The sequence below is a fragment of the Mariniluteicoccus endophyticus genome (assembly GCF_054780035.1).
This window is the reverse complement of record NZ_BAAGXC010000001.1, coordinates 224,892-242,277: the sequence shown is the minus strand read 5'-3', so window position 1 is coordinate 242,277 and position 17,386 is coordinate 224,892. Positions and strand designations below refer to the sequence as shown.

Here is a 17,386-nt window from a genome sequence, read left to right as displayed (position 1 = left end):
CGTCACCCAGGCCTTGGAGAGCCGGACTGATCAGATTGTCGGTAGCCCAGCAGGGCACCAGTCAGAGCCAGGGTCACGACTCCCCAAGACGCTTTCCATCATGTATGTCGGAGGGTGCGCGTACTCTTCCCATCATGCGACCCGTGAAAGACGTGCAGCGGCGACTGGCCCCGTTCAAGGTGGTCAGCGACTTCGAGCCCGGCGGCGACCAGCCGGCGGCCATCGCCGAGCTGGAGCAGAGGATCAACGCCGGCGAGCAGGACGTCGTCCTGCTAGGCGCGACCGGAACGGGAAAGACGGCGACGGTCGCCTGGCTCGCCGAGCGGCTCCAGCGCCCGATGCTGGTCATGCAGCCCAACAAGACCTTGGCCGCCCAGTTCGCCAACGAGCTGCGCGGCTTCTTCCCCGACAACGCCGTCGAATACTTCGTCTCCTACTACGACTACTACCAGCCGGAGGCGTACGTCCCGCAGACGGACACCTACATCGAGAAGGACTCCTCGCTCAACGAGGAGGTCGAACGGCTCCGCCACCGGGCGACCTACTCCCTGCTGACCCGCCGCGACGTGATCGTGGTGGCGACGGTCTCGGCGATCTACGGCTTGGGCACGCCGACCGAGTGGGTCGACCAGATGATCAAGCTGCGGGTGGGAGACGAGGTCGACCGCGACCAGCTCCTGCGCCGCCTGGTCGACATCCAGTACGCGCGCAACGACGTGGCCGGCACGCGCGGCACCTTCCGCGTACGCGGGGACACCCTGGAGGTCTTCCCGATGTACGAGGAGCTCGCCTGGCGCGTCGAGTTCTTCGGCGACGAGATCGAGGCGTTGTCGACACTGCAGCCCCTGACGGGCGAGATCGTGAGTCAGGACGAGGAGCTGTACGTCTTCCCGGCGACCCACTACGCGACGGGTGCCGATCGCATGGAGCGCGCCATCAAGGGCATCGAGCTCGAGCTGGAGGAGCGGCTCCAACAGCTCGAGCAGCAGAACAAGCTGCTTGAGGCCCAGCGGCTGCGCATGCGTACGACCTACGACCTCGAGATGATGCGTCAGATCGGCTCGTGCTCGGGCATCGAGAACTACTCGCGCCACCTCGACGGGCGCGGAGCCGGCAGCCCGCCGAACTGTCTGCTCGACTACTTCCCCGAAGACTTCGTGTTGGTGCTCGACGAGTCCCACGTGACCGTTCCCCAGATCGGCGGCATGTTCGAGGGCGACATGTCCCGCAAGCGGACGCTCGTCGAGCACGGCTTCCGTCTGCCCTCGGCGATGGACAACCGGCCCCTCAAGTTTGAGGAGTTCGTCGAGCGCATCGGCCAGTCCGTCTATCTCTCGGCGACGCCCGGCAGCTATGAGCTGGCGCGCTCCAACGGGACGGTCCAGCAGATCATCCGCCCGACGGGTCTGGTCGACCCCGAGGTCGTCGTCAAGCCCACCCAGGGCCAGATCGACGACCTCATGGGTGAGATCAAGCAGCGCACGGCGAAGAACGAACGCATCCTGGTCACCACCCTCACCAAGAAGATGGCCGAGGACCTCACCGACTACCTCGTCGAGAACGGAATCCGCACGCGCTACCTCCACTCGGAGGTCGACACGCTCAAGCGGGTCGAGCTGCTGCGCGAGCTGCGGATGGGGGAGTACGACGTGCTGGTCGGCATCAACCTGTTGCGCGAGGGCCTCGACCTGCCCGAGGTGTCGTTGGTGGCGATCCTCGACGCCGACAAGGAGGGCTTCCTGCGCTCCGACCGGTCGCTCATCCAGACCATCGGCCGAGCGGCCCGCAACGTCGCGGGCCAGGTCCACATGTACGCCGACAAGATCACCCCCTCGATGGAGCGGGCGATCGACGAGACCAACCGCCGTCGGGCGATCCAGGTCGCCTACAACACCGAGCACGGGATCGACCCCCGGCCGCTGCGCAAGAAGATCTCCGACATCAGCGCGATGCTCCAGGACGAGGACGCCGACACGGCGGCGCTGATGGCCGACTCGCGCATGTCGGCGAAGAAGGGTGCCCCCGTGCCTGCCGAGGCCGCTGCGTCGATGGCGGAGCGCAACCTCGCCCAAATGCCGGCGGCCGACCTCTCCAAGCTCGTCCAGGAGCTGACCGACCAGATGCACGCGGCGGCCGCCGAACTCAACTTCGAGGTGGCTGCACGCATCCGCGACGAGGTCTCGGAGCTCAAGAAGGAGCTGCGTCAGATGGTCGAGGCGACGCGCTGACGGCCGCTCGGTTTACGCCCGGGGCCGTTGCTGCGGTACTTTCTCCGGCGGAGGGGAGTATTCCCACGTCCAGCGTCGTCATCACGGCGGCCCCCATGGGCCACCCGGTGCTGGAGCCGTCCTGCGGCGGAAGAGACCTCTGAGGTCCCGGGTTATCCATATCCCGCCCCAGAGAGGTTCACCAGATGCATGTGACCGGCTACGCATGGGCGATCACCGTCGCCGTGATGGTCGCGGTCCTCGCCATCGACGTCTTCGTGATCGGGCGCCGCCCGCACGAGCCCTCGATGAAGGAGTGCGGCATCTTCATCTCGGTGTTCGTGCTGCTGGCCGTCCTTTTCGGCGTCGGCGTCTATTTTGTCAGTGGCCCACGTTATGCGGGTGAATTCTTTGCGGGATGGCTGACCGAATACAGCCTATCTATCGACAATTTGTTCATCTTCATCATCATCATGAGCAAGATGCGGGTTCCGCGTCACCTGCAACAGTTCGCGCTGCTCGTCGGCATCGTGATCGCGCTCATCTTCCGCGGCATCTTCATCGCGGTGGGCGCTGCGGCGATCAGCCGGTTCAGCTGGGTGTTCTTCATCTTCGGGGCCTTCCTGATCTACACCGCGGTCAAGCTGGCGGTCGACTACTATCAGGACGACGAGGACGACGAGCCCACCGACAACGCGCTGCTGAAGCTCGTCAAGAAGAGGATCCCCTCGAGCGAGGATTTCCACGGCACGCGGGTGTTCTGGAACCTCGACGGGCGCCGGGTCGCCACGCCGATGCTGTTCGTGATCATCGCCCTCGGCTCGACCGACCTGCTGTTCGCGCTCGACTCGATCCCCGCGATCTACGGTCTCACCCAGGAGCCCTACCTGGTGTTCGCGGCCAACGTCTTCGCCCTGATGGGCCTGCGCCAGCTCTACTTCCTGATCGGTGGCATGCTGAAGCGGCTCGTCTATCTGTCGCTCGGTTTGTCGGTGATCCTGGCCTTCATCGGCGTGAAGCTGCTGCTCCACGCCATGCACGAGTACCACCTCGACCAGAAGCTGGGTTTCTCGGTCGAGATCGGAACGACCACCTCGCTCCTCGTCATCATCGGCACGCTGGTGGTGACCACGGTGGCGAGCCTGCTGCGCTCCGGGCGTCAGGGGGCGACGACGCAGTCGGCGTCGTCGCTCTCGACCCAGCCGCTGGCCGACCGTGGGGACGAACCCGATCAGCTCGAGTCCCACTGACCGGGCGATCACGGTCACACTCGACAAGACTGCCGCACGTGCATTCTCGTTCGAAGTTCCATGGGCCTGTCGCCCACGCCTGGGTGCGTGGGCACAGCGACTGCAGCTGCAACTACGCGCAGTAGTGCTGAGCCCCGAATCGCCTGCGACGAAGGGCCCCGCTTCGGCGGGGCCCTTCGTCAATTCCAGGGGTGGCGCCGGTCAGTAGCCGCGCGTACGCCACTCGCCGAGGTGGGGGCGCTCGTCGCCGAGCGTGGTGGAGTCGCCGTGTCCCGGATGGACGAGGGTGTCATCGGCGTACATGGCGAAGATGTTCTCCTCGACGTCGCCGAGGAGGCGGACGAAGTCGCCGTCACCCCAGGTCTTGCCGACGCCGCCGGGAAACAACGAGTCGCCGGTGAGGAGGTGCACCGGCCCTTCCTCGGGCCGCAGCACCAGCGTGATCGAGCCGGGGGTGTGGCCGACGATCCCGACGACCTCCAACGACCCGCCGCCGGGGAGGGAGATGGTGTCGCCGGTCCAGACCGTGTCGCAGCGTACGCCGGTCTCGTCGGCGATCGCGTCGGCGTCCGGCCCACCGCAGACGGTGCGGGCACCTGTCTTGCCGGCGATCTCGGCCAGGGCCTTGAGGTGGTCGGGGTGGCGGTGGGTGGTGACGATCGTCGACACCTGGCGGCCGGCCAAGACCTCGATGATGCGCGCGGCATCGTTGGCGGCGTCGACGAGCACGGTCCCGGCGGAGTCGGAGACGAGGTAGACGTTGTTGTCCATCGGGGCGACGGAGAACTTGGTCAGCGTGAGCCCTCCGGCGAGCGTCTCGACGTGCGGCTCGCCGCCGGGCTCGACGTGGTGCAGTCCCATGGGTTCCTCCAGTGGTGAGGGGCGAAGGACCGTCAGAAGCGGGCCTCTGCGCCATTGAGGTCGGTCCAGAACACCGTAGACCCTTGCTTGAACTCCAGGCGCGGCTGGTTGCCGGGGCGCTGGTAGAGCGTGACGGTCAGCCCGCGCCACCAGTCGACGCCCTTGCGGGTCTGGGTCATGTGCTCGATGGTCGCGTGCAGCCCGACGGGGTCGACGGAGTCGAGCGGAACCAACTCGGCATAGTTCAACCGGGCCGGGGCCCCGCGTGTGGCGATGGCCGGGTCGCGCGACTCCACGTGGGCGCGGCGGGCGGTGACCAGGGCGTCGCAGCGCGCCAGGTCACCGCATGCACCAGGGGTCTCGAGGTCGACGCCGGCGTCCTCACCGCCGTAGCGGATCGCCACGTAGGAGACCTCGCGGGCGCCCGTCGCGCGGCGGAGGTCGGCGAGGGCGCGGGTGAGCCCCTCGGCGGTGCGGGGGTCGACGTCGGCAAGCTTGTCGGCGTCGGCATCCAGCCAGGAGTGGCGGGCGCCGTCGAGACACCGTACGTGCGTGATGGCGCCCGCGAACGAGACGTTGACCTCGGCCTTGAGCGTGGTGGGCTTGCACGTGGAGCCCACGTCGTCGGTGCGGACGCGCTCGACGATGCGGGGCAGGTCGAGGTCGCGGATCCTGATGGGGATCACGGCGCGGGAGGTCCCGGTGCCGGCGCGGGCCACCTCGCGACCGGGGCGGGCGATCCAGGTCTCGACCTGCTTTCCGCGCACCATGCGGAAGGTGGCCTCGTCGCGGGCGAACGTCACGCCGGCGACCTGGTCGGTGCGGGCGAGCACGGAGATGCGGGTGAGGGCCCGACGGGCATCGTCCGGCTCCAGGTAGTCGGCCTTCGATGGCTCCGTACGCAGGCTGACGGCGCCGGCGGACGCGGCAACGAGCACGGCGATGCCTCCGGCGGCGACCAGACGGCGTACGCGGCGACGGGACGGGGAAGTGGCCACGGGGTGTTCCTCTTGCTCGCGAAGGTGGGAAGGGTCCAGGCGCGGGCGAACCCGGACAGGGGAAGCGTAACCCGCGGTCGGCGCCGGGTCGTGGCGTACGCGCGCGTCTTCTCAGGATTTCCGCGGCCCTTTTCGGAATTGTCAGTGCCCGGTCGTAGGCTCGTCGACTGTGATGGAACGCCTTGTCGTCCGCGGTGCGCGGGAGCACAACCTCAAGAACGTGTCGGTGGACCTGCCCCGCGACGCGCTGATCGTCTTCACGGGCCTGTCTGGCTCGGGCAAGTCGTCTCTCGCCTTCGACACGATCTTCGCCGAGGGCCAGCGCCGCTACGTCGAGTCGCTCTCGGCCTATGCCCGCATGTTCTTGGGCCAGATGGACAAGCCCGACGTCGACTTCATCGAGGGCCTGTCCCCGGCGGTGTCCATCGACCAGAAGTCGACGTCGCGCAACCCCCGGTCGACGGTCGGCACGATCACCGAGGTCCACGACTACCTGCGCCTGCTGTTCGCACGCGCGGGTCGGCCACACTGCCCCGAGTGCGGCGAGCCGATCTCGAGCCAGTCGCCCCAGCAGATCGTCGACCGGCTCATGGACCTGGGGGAGGGGACGCGTTTCCAGGTGCTCGCCCCCATGGTGCGCGGCCGCAAGGGCGAACACGTCGATCTGTTCCGCCAGCTCGCGACCGACGGCTACTCCCGCGTCCGCGTCGACGGCACGGTCCACCAGCTGACCGATGTGCCCGCGCTCAACAAGCAGCAGAAGCACAACATCGAGGTCGTTGTCGACCGCCTCGCCGTCAAGGAGTCGGCCAAGCGTCGTCTGACCGACTCGGTCGAGACGGCTCTGCGGCTGTCCAACGGCATCGTGGCGGTCGACTTCGTCGACCTCGACCCGAAGGACCCCGATCGGGAGCGGCGCTACTCCGAGAAGATGGCGTGCCCCAACGAGCACGACATCTCGATCGAGGAGCTCGAGCCCCGCCAATTCTCATTCAACGCCCCCTGGGGTGCGTGCCCCGAGTGCACGGGCCTCGGCACGCGCATGGAGGTCGACCCCGAGCTGGTGATCCCCGACCCTTCGGTCTCCATCGCCGACGGCGCCATCGCCCCGTGGTCCCACGCCCATGTGGCCGACTACTTCCACAAGGTCCTGACCGCGCTCGGCAAGCAGGAGGGGTTCTCCATCTCCACGCCGTGGGAGGACCTGTCCTCCGACCACCGCCAGCTGGTGCTCCAGGGCCAGAGCGACAACGTGGTGGTCCGCTACCGCAACCGCTACGGGCGTACGCGCGCCTACTCGGCGAAATACGAGGGCGTCGTGCCCTACATCGTGCGCCGCCACGACGAGGCCGAGACCGACACCTCCCGCGAGCGCTTCGCGGGCTACATGCGCGAGGTGCCGTGCTCGGCCTGCGGGGGGGCGCGCCTCAAGCCGACGAGCCTCGCCGTGACCGTCGGCGACCGCAACATCGCCGAGGTGTCGGAGATGTCGATCCGCGAGTGCGCCGAGTTCCTCGGGGCACTCGAGCTGACCGGCCGCGAGAAGGCGATCGCCTCGGCGGTCCTCAAAGAGATAAACGAGCGGCTCCGGTTCCTGCTCGACGTCGGGCTCGACTACCTGACCCTCTCGCGACCAGCCGGCACGCTCTCGGGTGGCGAGGCCCAGCGCATCCGCCTGGCGACGCAGATCGGTGCCGGGCTGGTGGGCGTCCTCTACGTGCTCGACGAGCCGTCGATCGGCCTGCACCAGCGCGATAACCGACGCCTCATTGACACGCTGGTCCGCCTGCGCGACCTCGGCAACACGCTGGTCGTGGTGGAACACGACGAGGACACGATCCGCTCGGCCGACTGGGTGGTCGACATCGGTCCCGGCGCCGGCGAGCACGGTGGCGAGGTCATCGTCTCCGGGCCGGTCGACGAGATGCTGGCCTGCGCGGAGTCGCCCACCGGCGCCTACCTCTCGGGCCGTCGCCAGATCGCCCTTCCGGCCAAGCGCCGCCCGCTCACGGGCCGGTCGGTGACGGTGAACCACGCGATCGAGAACAACCTCAAGGACGTCACGGTCTCGTTCCCGCTCGGCCAGCTGGTGGCCGTCACCGGCGTCTCGGGATCCGGCAAGTCCACGCTGGTCAACCAGATCCTCTACACCGCGCTGGCCAAGCGCATCTACAACGCCCGTGCCGTCCCGGGGCGACACCGCTCGATCACCGGTGCCGACCAGATCGACAAGATCGTCCACGTCGACCAGTCGCCGATCGGACGCACACCGCGCTCGAACCCCGCGACCTACACCGGCGTCTTCGACCGCATCCGCAAGCTGTTCGCCGAGACCCCCGAGGCGAAGGTACGCGGCTACCAGCAGGGCCGGTTCTCGTTCAACGTGAAGGGCGGGCGCTGCGAGAACTGCATGGGCGACGGCACGATCAAGATCGAGATGAACTTCCTGCCCGACGTCTACGTTCCCTGCGAGGTCTGCCACGGGGCGCGCTACAACCGGGAGACGCTCGAGGTCCACTACAAGGGCAAGTCGATCGCCGAGGTGCTCGACATGCCCATCGAGGAGGCGGTCGAGTTCTTTGCGGCACACACCGCGATCGCGCGTCACCTCACTACCCTCCATGAGGTCGGCCTGGGCTACGTACGCCTCGGCCAGCCCGCCACCACCCTGTCCGGCGGTGAGGCCCAGCGCGTCAAGCTGGCCGCCGAGCTGCAGCGCCGCTCGACGGGTCGCACGATGTACATCCTCGACGAGCCCACCACAGGCCTCCATTTCGAAGACATCCGTAAGCTGCTGGGCGTTCTCGGCCGGCTCGTCGACCAGGGCAACTCGGTGGTGGTCATCGAGCACAACCTCGATGTCATCAAGACGGCCGACTGGCTGATCGACATGGGCCCCGAGGGCGGCTCGGGCGGTGGCACGGTCGTCGTCGAGGGCACCCCCGAGACGGTCGCCGCCCATCCCGACTCCTACACGGGCCAGTTCCTCGCCGAGATCCTCGACGGCCACGAGGTCCCCGTCGGCGAGGTCCCCGTCGCCCTGTTCGACGACGAGCCCCAGGCCAAGTCTCCTGCGAAGAAGGCGGCGACGAAGAAGGCAGCGACGAAGAAGGCTCCCGCGAAGAAGGCCGCGGCGACGAAGAAGGCTCCCGCGAAGAAGGCGGCGACCCGGAAGACGGCGACGAGGAAGACAGCGAAGAGGGCCTGACTGTCAGTGCAGGGTCGCGGCCTCGGAGAGGTCGCGGTCCAGCCAGGCGCGGGCCCGCTGCTCGGCCCCTGGCGAGGCGAACCCGACGGTCTCGAACCCCTGACAGGTCTCGAGACAGACCCGGTCGAGACCGGCCGCAGAGATCAGCCCCACGCGGCGGGCCGCGACGGCCGCACCCACGTAGGTGTCGTGGAAGAACACGTTGCGCTGCGCATGGCCGGCGCGCTCGTCCTCCGGGGTGTCGACCACGTCGTGGATGAACACCGCCTTGGCGATCCCGGGATAGCGGCTCATCATCTCCTCGCCCACCATCACGTCCCCCTGACCTGAGTCGCCGACGAAGACGAGGTCGTACTCGGGGAACAGCCGCGCATAGTGGTCGACGTTCTCCAGCTTCTTCTCGGCGATCGCGGAGTTGGTGTGCAGGTTGGCGAAGCCACCCGACAGCATCGACATCTGCGACACCCCCGCACGACGCAGCGCGCGCCGCGAGTGGTTCTCCAGCAACCCGAACGCGTCCATCGGCCGGGCGGTCACGAAGGTCAGGTCGCCCCGGTCGAACGGCTCGTCGTGGGGCCCGTCGTCGAGCGCGTCCCAGAACGCGAGCACGCCCGGATACATGGCCCCGCGGGCGAACACCTCGTCCTTGAGCCGTGAGAAGGCGGTGTCGTCGATGTCGGAGAGCACCTTGGCCTCGCGCAGCTCGGGGCTCGCGCCCGCCGCCTCGGCCGCGATGTGGGCGAGGAGGGTGGAGCGTACGGACTCGTGCTCGATGTCACTGAAGATGAGTCCCTCGAGGTCATGGAAGTCCTGACGCGAGTTGAGCAGATTCTTCAGGTGGGTGAGGTGCGTGCCGCCTACCGAGCAGAACAGGGCACAGATCGCGTCCTCGGCGGCGCGGTCGGTGCGGCCGGTCTGCAGCGCGTGGATCAGGTCGGCGCGCACCTGCAGCGACAGGGCGTCCCGGCGGTCGTGGGCCAGGAGGCGGACCAGGGCGGCGCGGTGGTCGGGGCCGATGACGCGGTCGTCGACGCTCGAAAGCAGCGCGTCGCAGTCTACGGGCTCCAGCAGGGCGTTGAGCTCGTCGGGGCTGGCGGCGGTGAGGAGCTCGAGGATCTGGCGCTCTTCGGTCTCGGACGTGCGGCCGGCGACGAGCGTGGCCAGGAGCGAGCTCTCGGGCATGCGTACCTCCTTCGGTGGAGGTCGACCCTAGCGGGAGGCCCGCACCTCCAGCGCGCCGGGGCGTACGCCGAAGCGGGCGCCCGTGCCGTGGCCGACGACGTCGCCGTCCAGGTGGACCGCCAGCGGTTCGGGCGCCGTGACCTCCACCGTCGATCCGGTGCGCCGGGCCAGGCCCGAACCCGCGACGGGGCGGTGGGTGATGCCCTCGGCGGCCACGAGGGGCCATCTGTGGACCCCTCCGGTCACCTCGAGGACGTGCAGGAGCCCGTCGTCGAGCCGGGCGCCGGGGAACACGGCGATGCCGGCGGGGATGCGGCCGGTGTTGCCGGCGAGCACGCACCAGGCCCGTCGTTGCTCGGCGGGGGAGCCCGCGTACTTGATGATCATCGGATGGCCGCCGCGCGCGAGGTGGCGTGCACCGGCCTCCAGGTAGGCCAGCCAGCCGAGCGGGCCGAGGCGGGACTTCCAGCCGGGCCGGGTGTCCGCGACCGTGGCGGCGTCCTCACCGATGCCGGCGTACGCCAGAAACGGCAGCTCGGCGCCCCAGCCGCCGTCGTCGCGGACCTGCGCGACGCCGAGGTCGACGGTCCGGGGGGCGCCGCGGACGGCGACGCGCACCTGGTCGCCCGCCCGGCGGGGGAGGCCGAGGTTGCGGGCGAACAGGTTGGCGGTGCCCGTGGGGATCACGCCGAGGCGGGCTCCGGCCCCGGCCACCGCGTACGCGACCTCACGGACGGTGCCGTCGCCGCCGATCGCCACGATGTCGGTGCACCCGAGCCCGACGAGTCGACGGGCTTGGGGACCGCCAGGCTCGGCGATCGTCGTGTGGGCGAGGCGGGGGAGGGCGTGCCCGGCCTCGGCGGCCAGGGCGATGACCTCCTCGGCGGCCCGCGCGCCGGCCGGGTGGACGGGGTTGACGACCAGCCCGACGCGGTCGGGGTGGGCCATCAGCCGCCGATGGTGAGGTTGTCCCCGTCGACCTTGACCGGGAACTCCGTCAGGCCGGTCTTGGCGGGCCCGGACGTGCGCTCGCCGGTGACCATGTCGAACTCCGAGCTGTGGCAGGCGCACACGATCTGGCGGTTCTTCACGAATGAGACCGAGCAGCCCTGGTGGGGGCAGGCCTTGGTGAACGCCTTGTAGGTCCCGGCCTCGGGCTGGGTCACCACGTAGGGGGCCTCCGGGAGGATCACGCCGTTGCCCGCGGGCACCTGCGACTTGGGGATCGTGACCGGTGCGGCCGGTTTCTTCTCGGTCTTCTTCGCAGCCGGGTCCGCACCGCCACCGCAGGCGGTGAAGGCGGTCGTGCCGGCGACGACGGCGGCGGCACCCGCGCCCTTGAGGACGGAACGGCGATCGGGCAGGTCGGACATGGGCTCTCCTCGGGTTGGCTGCGCGCTCCACCATACGCGGCCGGGCCCCGTCTCACCGGCGATCAAGCACCTTTCACGACGCTGTGTCGTAGGTTCGCGACGGATGGGGCCGTGGTCCTGCGGACTAGGGTGGAAGCCATGGCTGACCCGACCACCTACCGACCCGCGCCGGGGTCGATCCCCACCCAACCCGGGGTCTACCGGTTCCGTGACGAGCACGGCCAGGTGATCTACGTCGGCAAGGCAAAGAGCCTGCGCAGCCGGCTCAGCTCCTACTTCGCGGACCTGTCCTCGCTCCACGAGCGCACGCGCCGCATGGTGACGACGGCGGCGCGGGTCGAGTGGACGGTAGTCCAGACCGAGGTCGAGGCGCTCCAGCTCGAATACTCCTGGATCAAGGAGTTCGACCCGCGCTTCAACGTGAAATACCGCGACGACAAGTCCTACCCGTGGCTCGCCGTCACCTGGTCGGAGGAGTTCCCGCGCGTCTACGTCGGCCGCGGACCCAAGCGCAGGGGCACGCGCTACTTCGGCCCCTACGGCCATGCCTGGGCCATCCGGGAAACGCTCGACCTCCTGCTGCGTGTGTTTCCCATGCGCAGCTGCTCGGCCGGCACGTTCAAGAACGCGAAGCAGGCGGGCCGCCCGTGCCTGCTCGGTTACATCGACAAGTGCTCGGCGCCGTGCGTCGACCGAATCTCCGCCGACGACCACCGCGAGATCGTGTCCGACTTCTGCCAGTTCATGGGAGGCCAGTCGACGGCGATGATCCGTCGGCTCGAGGGCCGCATGAAGGAGGCGGCGTCCGCGATGGAGTACGAGCTGGCCGCGAAGATCCGCGACGACATCGGGGCGCTGCAGCGGGCGACGGAGCAGAACGCGATCGTCCTGGGCGACGGCACCGACGCCGACGTGGTCGCACTGGCCGAGGACCCGCTGGAGGTCGCCGTACAGATCTTCCACGTCCGCGGAGGGCGGGTCCGCGGCAACCGGGGCTGGGTCGCCGACCGCGTCGACGACGCCGACACCGGCGAGCTCATCGAGACGTTCCTCCAGCAGCTCTACAACGACGAGGTACGCGACGACTCGGGGGCCGCGATCCCGCGCGAGGTCCTCGTCCCCCAGCTGCCGCCGAGCACCCCGGCGATCGAGGAGGTCCTGTCGCAGCGGCGGGGGAGCCGGGTCCACCTCCGGGTGCCCCAGCGCGGCGACAAGCACACCCTCATGGAGACCGTGGCCCGCAACGCCCAGGAGGCGCTGATCCGCCACAAGACGAAGCGCGCCTCCGACCTGACGACTCGCAACCGGGCGCTGGCCGAGATCGCCGACGCCCTCGGGCTCGACGAGCCGCCGCTGCGCATCGAGTGCTACGACATCTCGAACCTGCAGGGCACCGAGATCGTCGCCTCCATGGTGGTCTTCGAGGACGGGTTGCCGCGCAAGAGCGAATATCGCCGCTTCGTCATCCGTGGGGTCGACGGCCAAAACGACGTCGCATCGATGCACGAGGTCATCACGCGTCGCTTCCGGCGGCTCCTCGACGACCGGGCCGCGATGGCCTCGGCGTCCAACGAGGCCGCGGCCGCCAACGAGGGGCCGCTGCTCGTCGATCCCACGACGGGGGCCCCGCGGAAATTCGCGTACGCCCCCGCCCTGGTGGTGGTCGACGGCGGCCCACCCCAGGTCGCGGCGGCCGCTCAGGCCCTGGAGGAGCTCGGGATCGACGACGTCGCGCTGTGCGGGCTCGCCAAGCGGCTGGAGGAGGTCTGGGTGCCCGACGACGAATACCCGGTGATCCTGCCGCGCACGTCCGAGGGGCTCTACCTGCTCCAGCGCCTGCGTGACGAGGCCCACCGCTTCGCGATCGGTCACCACCGTGGCCGGCGGTCGAAGTCGATGCTCGAGTCGGTCCTCGACGACGTGCCCGGGCTCGGCGAGGTGCGCCGCAAGGCGCTCATCGGTCACTTCGGCTCGCTCAAGAAGCTACGGGCGGCCTCGGTCGACGAGATCGCCCAGGTGCCCGGGTTTGGAGTCCGCACCGCGACCGCCGTGCGCGAGGCCCTCGACGCGCAGGCACCCGCCGCACCCGCGATCAACATGACGACGGGGGAGGTGCTCGACGATGGTCCCACCGGTTGACGATGAGGCCGCCGCTCAGGTTGGTCATAATGGCTCCGTGTCCGATCCTGAGATGACCATGGCGCTGCCCGCCGTGACCCCCGCCGACAAGGACGCCGGCGGGCGCCCCGGCGAGATCCGCGTGGTGATCGTGACCGGCATGTCCGGTGCCGGCCGTCGCACCGCTGCCCATGCACTGGAGGATCTCGGCTGGTATGTCGTCGACAACCTGCCGCCGGTGCTGCTACCGCAGCTGTTCGGCCTGGCCCGCGAGGCCGGGCTGACCAAGGTTGCGACCGTCCTGGACGTACGCGGTCGAGGGTTGTTCGACGAGCTGCCCCAGGTCTTCGCGGAGCTGGAGGAGCACGGGACGACGCCCGAGATCGTGTTCATCGAGGCCAGCGACCAGATCATCGTCCAGCGCCAGGAGTCGTCGCGTCGTCCTCACCCGCTGCAGGGCGACGGGCGCCTGCTGGACGGCGTTCGCCGCGAGCGCGAGCTGCTCGCCACGCTGCGGGCGGCCGCTGACCTCGTGGTCGACACGAGCTCGATGAACGTCCACCAGCTGACCTCGCGCATCGCCCACGCGTACGGCGGTGACCAGTCCGACCGGCTGCGTGTGACGATCATGTCATTCGGGTTCAAGAACGGGCTGCCGATCGACGCCGACATGGTCATCGACGTCCGTTTCCTGCCGAACCCCCACTGGGTGCCCGAGCTGCGGCCCCACACGGGCCTCACGGGGCCGGTCTCCGAGTATGTTCTGACCCAGCCCGCGGCGGGACCGTTCCTGCAACAGCTCCAAGCGCTGCTGATGACGGTCGCCGAGGGCTATCTCAACGAGGGCAAGCGGTTCGCGACGATCGCGATCGGGTGCACCGGCGGCAAGCACCGCTCGACGGCGATGGCCGAGGAGCTCGGCCGTCGGCTCCGAGAGCTGGGCATGCCGACCAAGGTGATGCACCGCGACGTGGGGCGCGAATGAGGAGCCGCTTCGAGGCCGCGTTCGACCGGCTGCCTTCGGTCACCGCGTTCGGTGGGGGGCACGGCCTGCACGCATCGCTGTCGGCGCTGCGCCGGGTCACCGATCGCCTCACCGCCGTGGTGACGGTTGCCGACGACGGCGGTTCCTCCGGCCGGCTGCGCACCGAGCTCGGCTGCTTGCCTCCCGGTGACCTGCGGATGGCTCTCGCCGCGCTGTGCGGCGACGACCACTGGGGGCGTACCTGGGCCGACGTGCTCCAGTCCCGCTTCGGCGGTGACGGTCCCCTTGCGGGCCACGCCATCGGCAACCTGCTCATCGCGGGCCTGTGGGAACGGCTCGGTGACCCCGTGGACGGCCTCGACATGGTCGGCGAGCTGCTCGGCGCCAAGGGTCGTGTCCTCCCCATGTCTGCCGTGCCGCTCGAGATCGAGGCAGAGGTCATCGGGCTCGATCCCCACCGTCCCGACGAGATCGCGGTCGTGCGCGGCCAGTCCCGCGTGGCGAAGACCGTGGGGGAAGTGCGCCGCGTACATCTCACGCCGCCCGACCCGCCCGCCCATCCCCAGGTCATCGACGTCGTGCGCGACTCCGACCACCTGGTGTTCGGACCGGGGTCGTGGTTCACCTCGATCATCCCCCACCTGCTGGTGCCCGAGCTGGCCGAGGCCATCATCGAGTCCCGCGCCCGCCGGGTCCTCACGCTCAACCTCGCGCCCGCCGACGAGACCGACGGCTACACCGCGAGCCAGCACATCGAGTTCCTCGCCGACCACGCTCCTCGCCTGCGGCTCGACACCGTGATCGCCGACGCAAGCTTCGCGCGCGAGGACCGCCATCTGCAGACGTACGCCGCGTCGCTCGGCGCCGAGGTCGTCATCGCCGACCTCGCCGCGCGTGACGGATCGCCGCGGCACGACCCCCTGCGGCTGGCCTCGATCTATGCCGAGGTCATGGGTCTCTGAGACTTCGCTCGCCGCGTCTCCCGACATCCGACTCTGGTAGACATGACGGGCCCGCCCGTCCGATGCCGCCCGTCCCGAATCGCCCCCGGAGGTAGTCCCATGGCTCTCACACAGCAGGTCAAGGCCGAGCTTGCCACGGTGTCCGTGACGCGCCCCAGCGTGCGCCGCGCTGAGGTGGCGACCACGCTGCGTTTCGCGGGCGGGCTCCACCTGGCCGGGGGGCGGATCGTCATCGAGGCTGAGCTCGACACGGGCGCGGCCGCCCGGCGCCTGCGCACCGCGATCAGCGAGCTGTTCGGGTTCGACTCCGAACTCGTGGTCGTCAGCGGTACGGGCCTGCGGCGCGGAACCCGCTACGTCGTACGCCTCATCAAGGACGGTGACGCGCTGGCTCGCCAGACGGGCCTCGTCGACGGCCGTGGCCGCCCGGCGCGGGGTCTGCCGCCGCACATCGTCGGCGGGTCGGCGGAGGACTGCGTCGCCGCCTGGCGCGGGGCGTTCTTGGCCCACGGCTCGCTGACCGAGCCGGGCCGCTCGATGTCGCTCGAGATCACCTGCCCCGGTCCCGAGGCGGCGCTCGCGCTCGCCGGTGCCGCCCGTCGCCTCGACGTGTCGGCCAAGACCCGCGAGGTGCGCAACGTCGACCGGGTGGTGATCCGCGACGGCGACGCCATCGCCGCGATGCTGACGCGCATGGGTGCCCACCAGTGCCTGCTGCAATGGGAGGAACGCCGCATGCGCCGCGAGGTCCGCGCCTCGGCGAACCGTCTGGCCAACTTCGACGACGCCAACCTGCGACGCTCGGCCCGCGCGGCGGTGGCGGCGGGGGCACGCGTCGAGCGTGCGCTGGAGATCCTCGGCGACGACGTGCCCGACCACCTGAAGGCTGCTGGCGTGCTGCGCGTCGAGAACAAGCAGGCCAGCCTCGAGGAGCTCGGCCAGCTCCACCAGCCCCCGCTCACCAAGGACGCGGTGGCCGGTCGGATCCGCCGGCTGCTCGCGACGGCCGACAAGAAGGCCGACGAGCTGGGCATCCCCAACACCGAGGCCAGCATCACCTCCGAGATGCTCGACGAGGACTGACTCCGGCCCACTCGGACGAGGGGGTGGGGGACGCCCCCCCGCCCGAGGTCTCGGAATGGTCTCGCTAGAGTGACTTACGTCCGAAGATCGTCCGGTTCCCCGGGCGTACGACAAGTCTCCGAAGGAGCAGGAACAAGTATGACCGTCAAGGTTGGCATCAATGGATTTGGCCGCATCGGCCGCAACTTCTACCGCGCCGTGGTCGAGTCCGGCGCTGACATCGAGATCGTCGGTGTCAACGACCTGACCGACAACAAGACCCTGGCGCACCTGCTCAAGTACGACTCGATCCTCGGCCGTTTCGACGGCGAGGTCACGTTCGACGACGAGTCGATCACCGCGAACGGCAAGAAGTTCGCTGCGACGGCCGAGAAGGACCCGACCCAGCTGCCGTGGGGCAAGCTGGGCGCCGACATCGTCATCGAGTCGACGGGCCGCTTCACCGACGCAACCGCCGCCAAGGCCCACATCGAGGCCGGCGCCAAGAAGGTCATCATTTCCGCCCCGGCGAAGAATGAGGACATCACGATCGTCATGGGCGTCAACGACGACCAGTACGACCCGGCCGCGCACACGATCATCTCCAACGCGTCCTGCACGACCAACTGCCTCGCGCCGATGGCGAAGGCCCTCAACGACGACCTCGGCATCGTCAAGGGCCTCATGACCACGATCCACGCCTACACGCAGGACCAGAACCTGCAGGACGGCCCCCACAAGGACCTGCGTCGCTCGCGCGCCGCGGCCCTCAACATGGTCCCGACCACCACGGGTGCAGCCAAGGCCGTCGCCCTCGTGCTCCCCGAGCTCAAGGGCAAGCTCGACGGCTACGCCATGCGCGTCCCGACCCCGACCGGCTCCGCCACCGACCTCACCTTCGAGGCCGCCAAGGAGACCACCGTCGAGGAGGTCAACGCGATCATCAAGAAGGCCGCCGAGTCCGGCCCGCTCAAGGGCATCATGACCTACACCGAGGACCCGATTGTCTCCAAGGACATCGAGACCGACCCGGCCGCCTGCATCTTCGATGCCGGCCTCACGAAGGTCTCGGGCAACCTCGTCAAGGTCGTCGGCTGGTACGACAACGAGTGGGGTTACTCCAACCAGCTCGTGAACATCACGAAGATGGTCGGCGAGAAGCTCTGATCCGAGCCACCAC

General features: G+C 69.2%; 13 protein-coding genes. 8 read left to right on the top strand and 5 right to left on the bottom strand.

Annotation, left to right across the window (positions count from 1 at the left end):
- Positions 1 to 134 precede the first annotated feature (134 nt).
- Together uvrB and ACYVGD_RS01095 are read left to right on the top strand one after the other, a co-directional pair.
- Complete coding sequence (gene uvrB, locus ACYVGD_RS01100) at positions 135 to 2,228, top strand: excinuclease ABC subunit UvrB (RefSeq protein ID WP_460741114.1); 2,094 nt, start codon at positions 135 to 137, stop codon at positions 2,226 to 2,228.
- Between the two features lie 185 nt (positions 2,229 to 2,413).
- A complete protein-coding gene (locus tag ACYVGD_RS01095; protein ID WP_460741113.1) occupies positions 2,414 to 3,457 on the top strand; it encodes a TerC family protein in 1,044 nt (347 codons plus the stop codon).
- A 201-nt stretch (positions 3,458 to 3,658) separates the two neighbouring features.
- Here ACYVGD_RS01095 and ACYVGD_RS01090 read toward each other — a convergent pair whose 3' ends face one another.
- Together ACYVGD_RS01090 and ACYVGD_RS01085 are read right to left on the bottom strand one after the other, a co-directional pair.
- The gene (locus ACYVGD_RS01090; RefSeq protein ID WP_460741112.1) at positions 3,659 to 4,318 is read right to left on the bottom strand and encodes an MBL fold metallo-hydrolase; all 660 of its coding nucleotides are present in this window, start codon (positions 4,316 to 4,318) and stop codon (positions 3,659 to 3,661) included.
- 32 nt (positions 4,319 to 4,350) lie between these two features.
- Positions 4,351 to 5,316 carry a hypothetical protein gene (locus tag ACYVGD_RS01085; RefSeq protein ID WP_460741111.1) on the bottom strand — a complete coding sequence of 322 codons (966 nt, stop codon included), beginning with the start codon at positions 5,314 to 5,316 and terminating at the stop codon, positions 4,351 to 4,353.
- A 172-nt stretch (positions 5,317 to 5,488) separates the two neighbouring features.
- Between ACYVGD_RS01085 and uvrA the strand changes: the two genes are divergently transcribed.
- Positions 5,489 to 8,524: an excinuclease ABC subunit UvrA gene (gene uvrA / locus ACYVGD_RS01080; protein WP_460741110.1), complete on the top strand. Its 3,036-nt coding sequence runs from the start codon at positions 5,489 to 5,491 to the stop codon at positions 8,522 to 8,524.
- 3 nt (positions 8,525 to 8,527) lie between these two features.
- Here the strand turns inward: uvrA and ACYVGD_RS01075 are convergent, their stop codons facing one another.
- Genes ACYVGD_RS01075 through ACYVGD_RS01065 form a run of 3 tightly spaced genes read right to left on the bottom strand, consistent with a single transcriptional unit; the run spans position 8,528 to position 11,079 of the window.
- Positions 8,528 to 9,706, bottom strand: coding sequence for a phosphatase domain-containing protein (locus ACYVGD_RS01075; RefSeq protein WP_460741109.1), 1,179 nt, complete (start codon positions 9,704 to 9,706; stop codon positions 8,528 to 8,530).
- Positions 9,707 to 9,733: 27 nt separating this feature from the next.
- Positions 9,734 to 10,654, bottom strand: coding sequence for a diacylglycerol/lipid kinase family protein (locus tag ACYVGD_RS01070; protein ID WP_460741108.1), 921 nt, complete (start codon positions 10,652 to 10,654; stop codon positions 9,734 to 9,736).
- Positions 10,654 to 11,079, bottom strand: a complete 426-nt coding sequence (locus ACYVGD_RS01065; protein WP_460741107.1) for a Rieske (2Fe-2S) protein — start codon at positions 11,077 to 11,079, stop codon at positions 10,654 to 10,656. Before ACYVGD_RS01065 ends, ACYVGD_RS01070 begins: the two co-directional genes overlap by 1 nt.
- A 138-nt stretch (positions 11,080 to 11,217) precedes the next feature.
- On the opposite strand from ACYVGD_RS01065, the gene uvrC reads away from it, so the two are divergent.
- The 5 genes from uvrC to gap all read left to right on the top strand — a co-directional run bounded on the left by uvrC (position 11,218) and on the right by gap (position 17,373).
- Positions 11,218 to 13,218, top strand: a complete 2,001-nt coding sequence (gene uvrC / locus ACYVGD_RS01060; RefSeq protein WP_460741106.1) for an excinuclease ABC subunit UvrC — start codon at positions 11,218 to 11,220, stop codon at positions 13,216 to 13,218.
- Positions 13,219 to 13,276: 58 nt separating this feature from the next.
- Positions 13,277 to 14,182 carry an RNase adapter RapZ gene (gene rapZ / locus ACYVGD_RS01055; protein WP_460741125.1) on the top strand — a complete coding sequence of 302 codons (906 nt, stop codon included), beginning with the start codon at positions 13,277 to 13,279 and terminating at the stop codon, positions 14,180 to 14,182.
- A complete protein-coding gene (locus ACYVGD_RS01050) occupies positions 14,179 to 15,144 on the top strand; it encodes a gluconeogenesis factor YvcK family protein (protein WP_460741105.1) in 966 nt (321 codons plus the stop codon). Before rapZ ends, ACYVGD_RS01050 begins: the two co-directional genes overlap by 4 nt.
- Before the next feature lie 99 nt (positions 15,145 to 15,243).
- The gene (whiA, locus tag ACYVGD_RS01045) at positions 15,244 to 16,227 is read left to right on the top strand and encodes a DNA-binding protein WhiA (protein WP_460741104.1); all 984 of its coding nucleotides are present in this window, start codon (positions 15,244 to 15,246) and stop codon (positions 16,225 to 16,227) included.
- Between the two features lie 138 nt (positions 16,228 to 16,365).
- On the top strand, positions 16,366 to 17,373 hold the full coding sequence (gene gap, locus ACYVGD_RS01040; protein WP_460741103.1) for a type I glyceraldehyde-3-phosphate dehydrogenase: 1,008 nt from the start codon (positions 16,366 to 16,368) through the stop codon (positions 17,371 to 17,373).
- Positions 17,374 to 17,386: the final 13 nt, after the last annotated feature.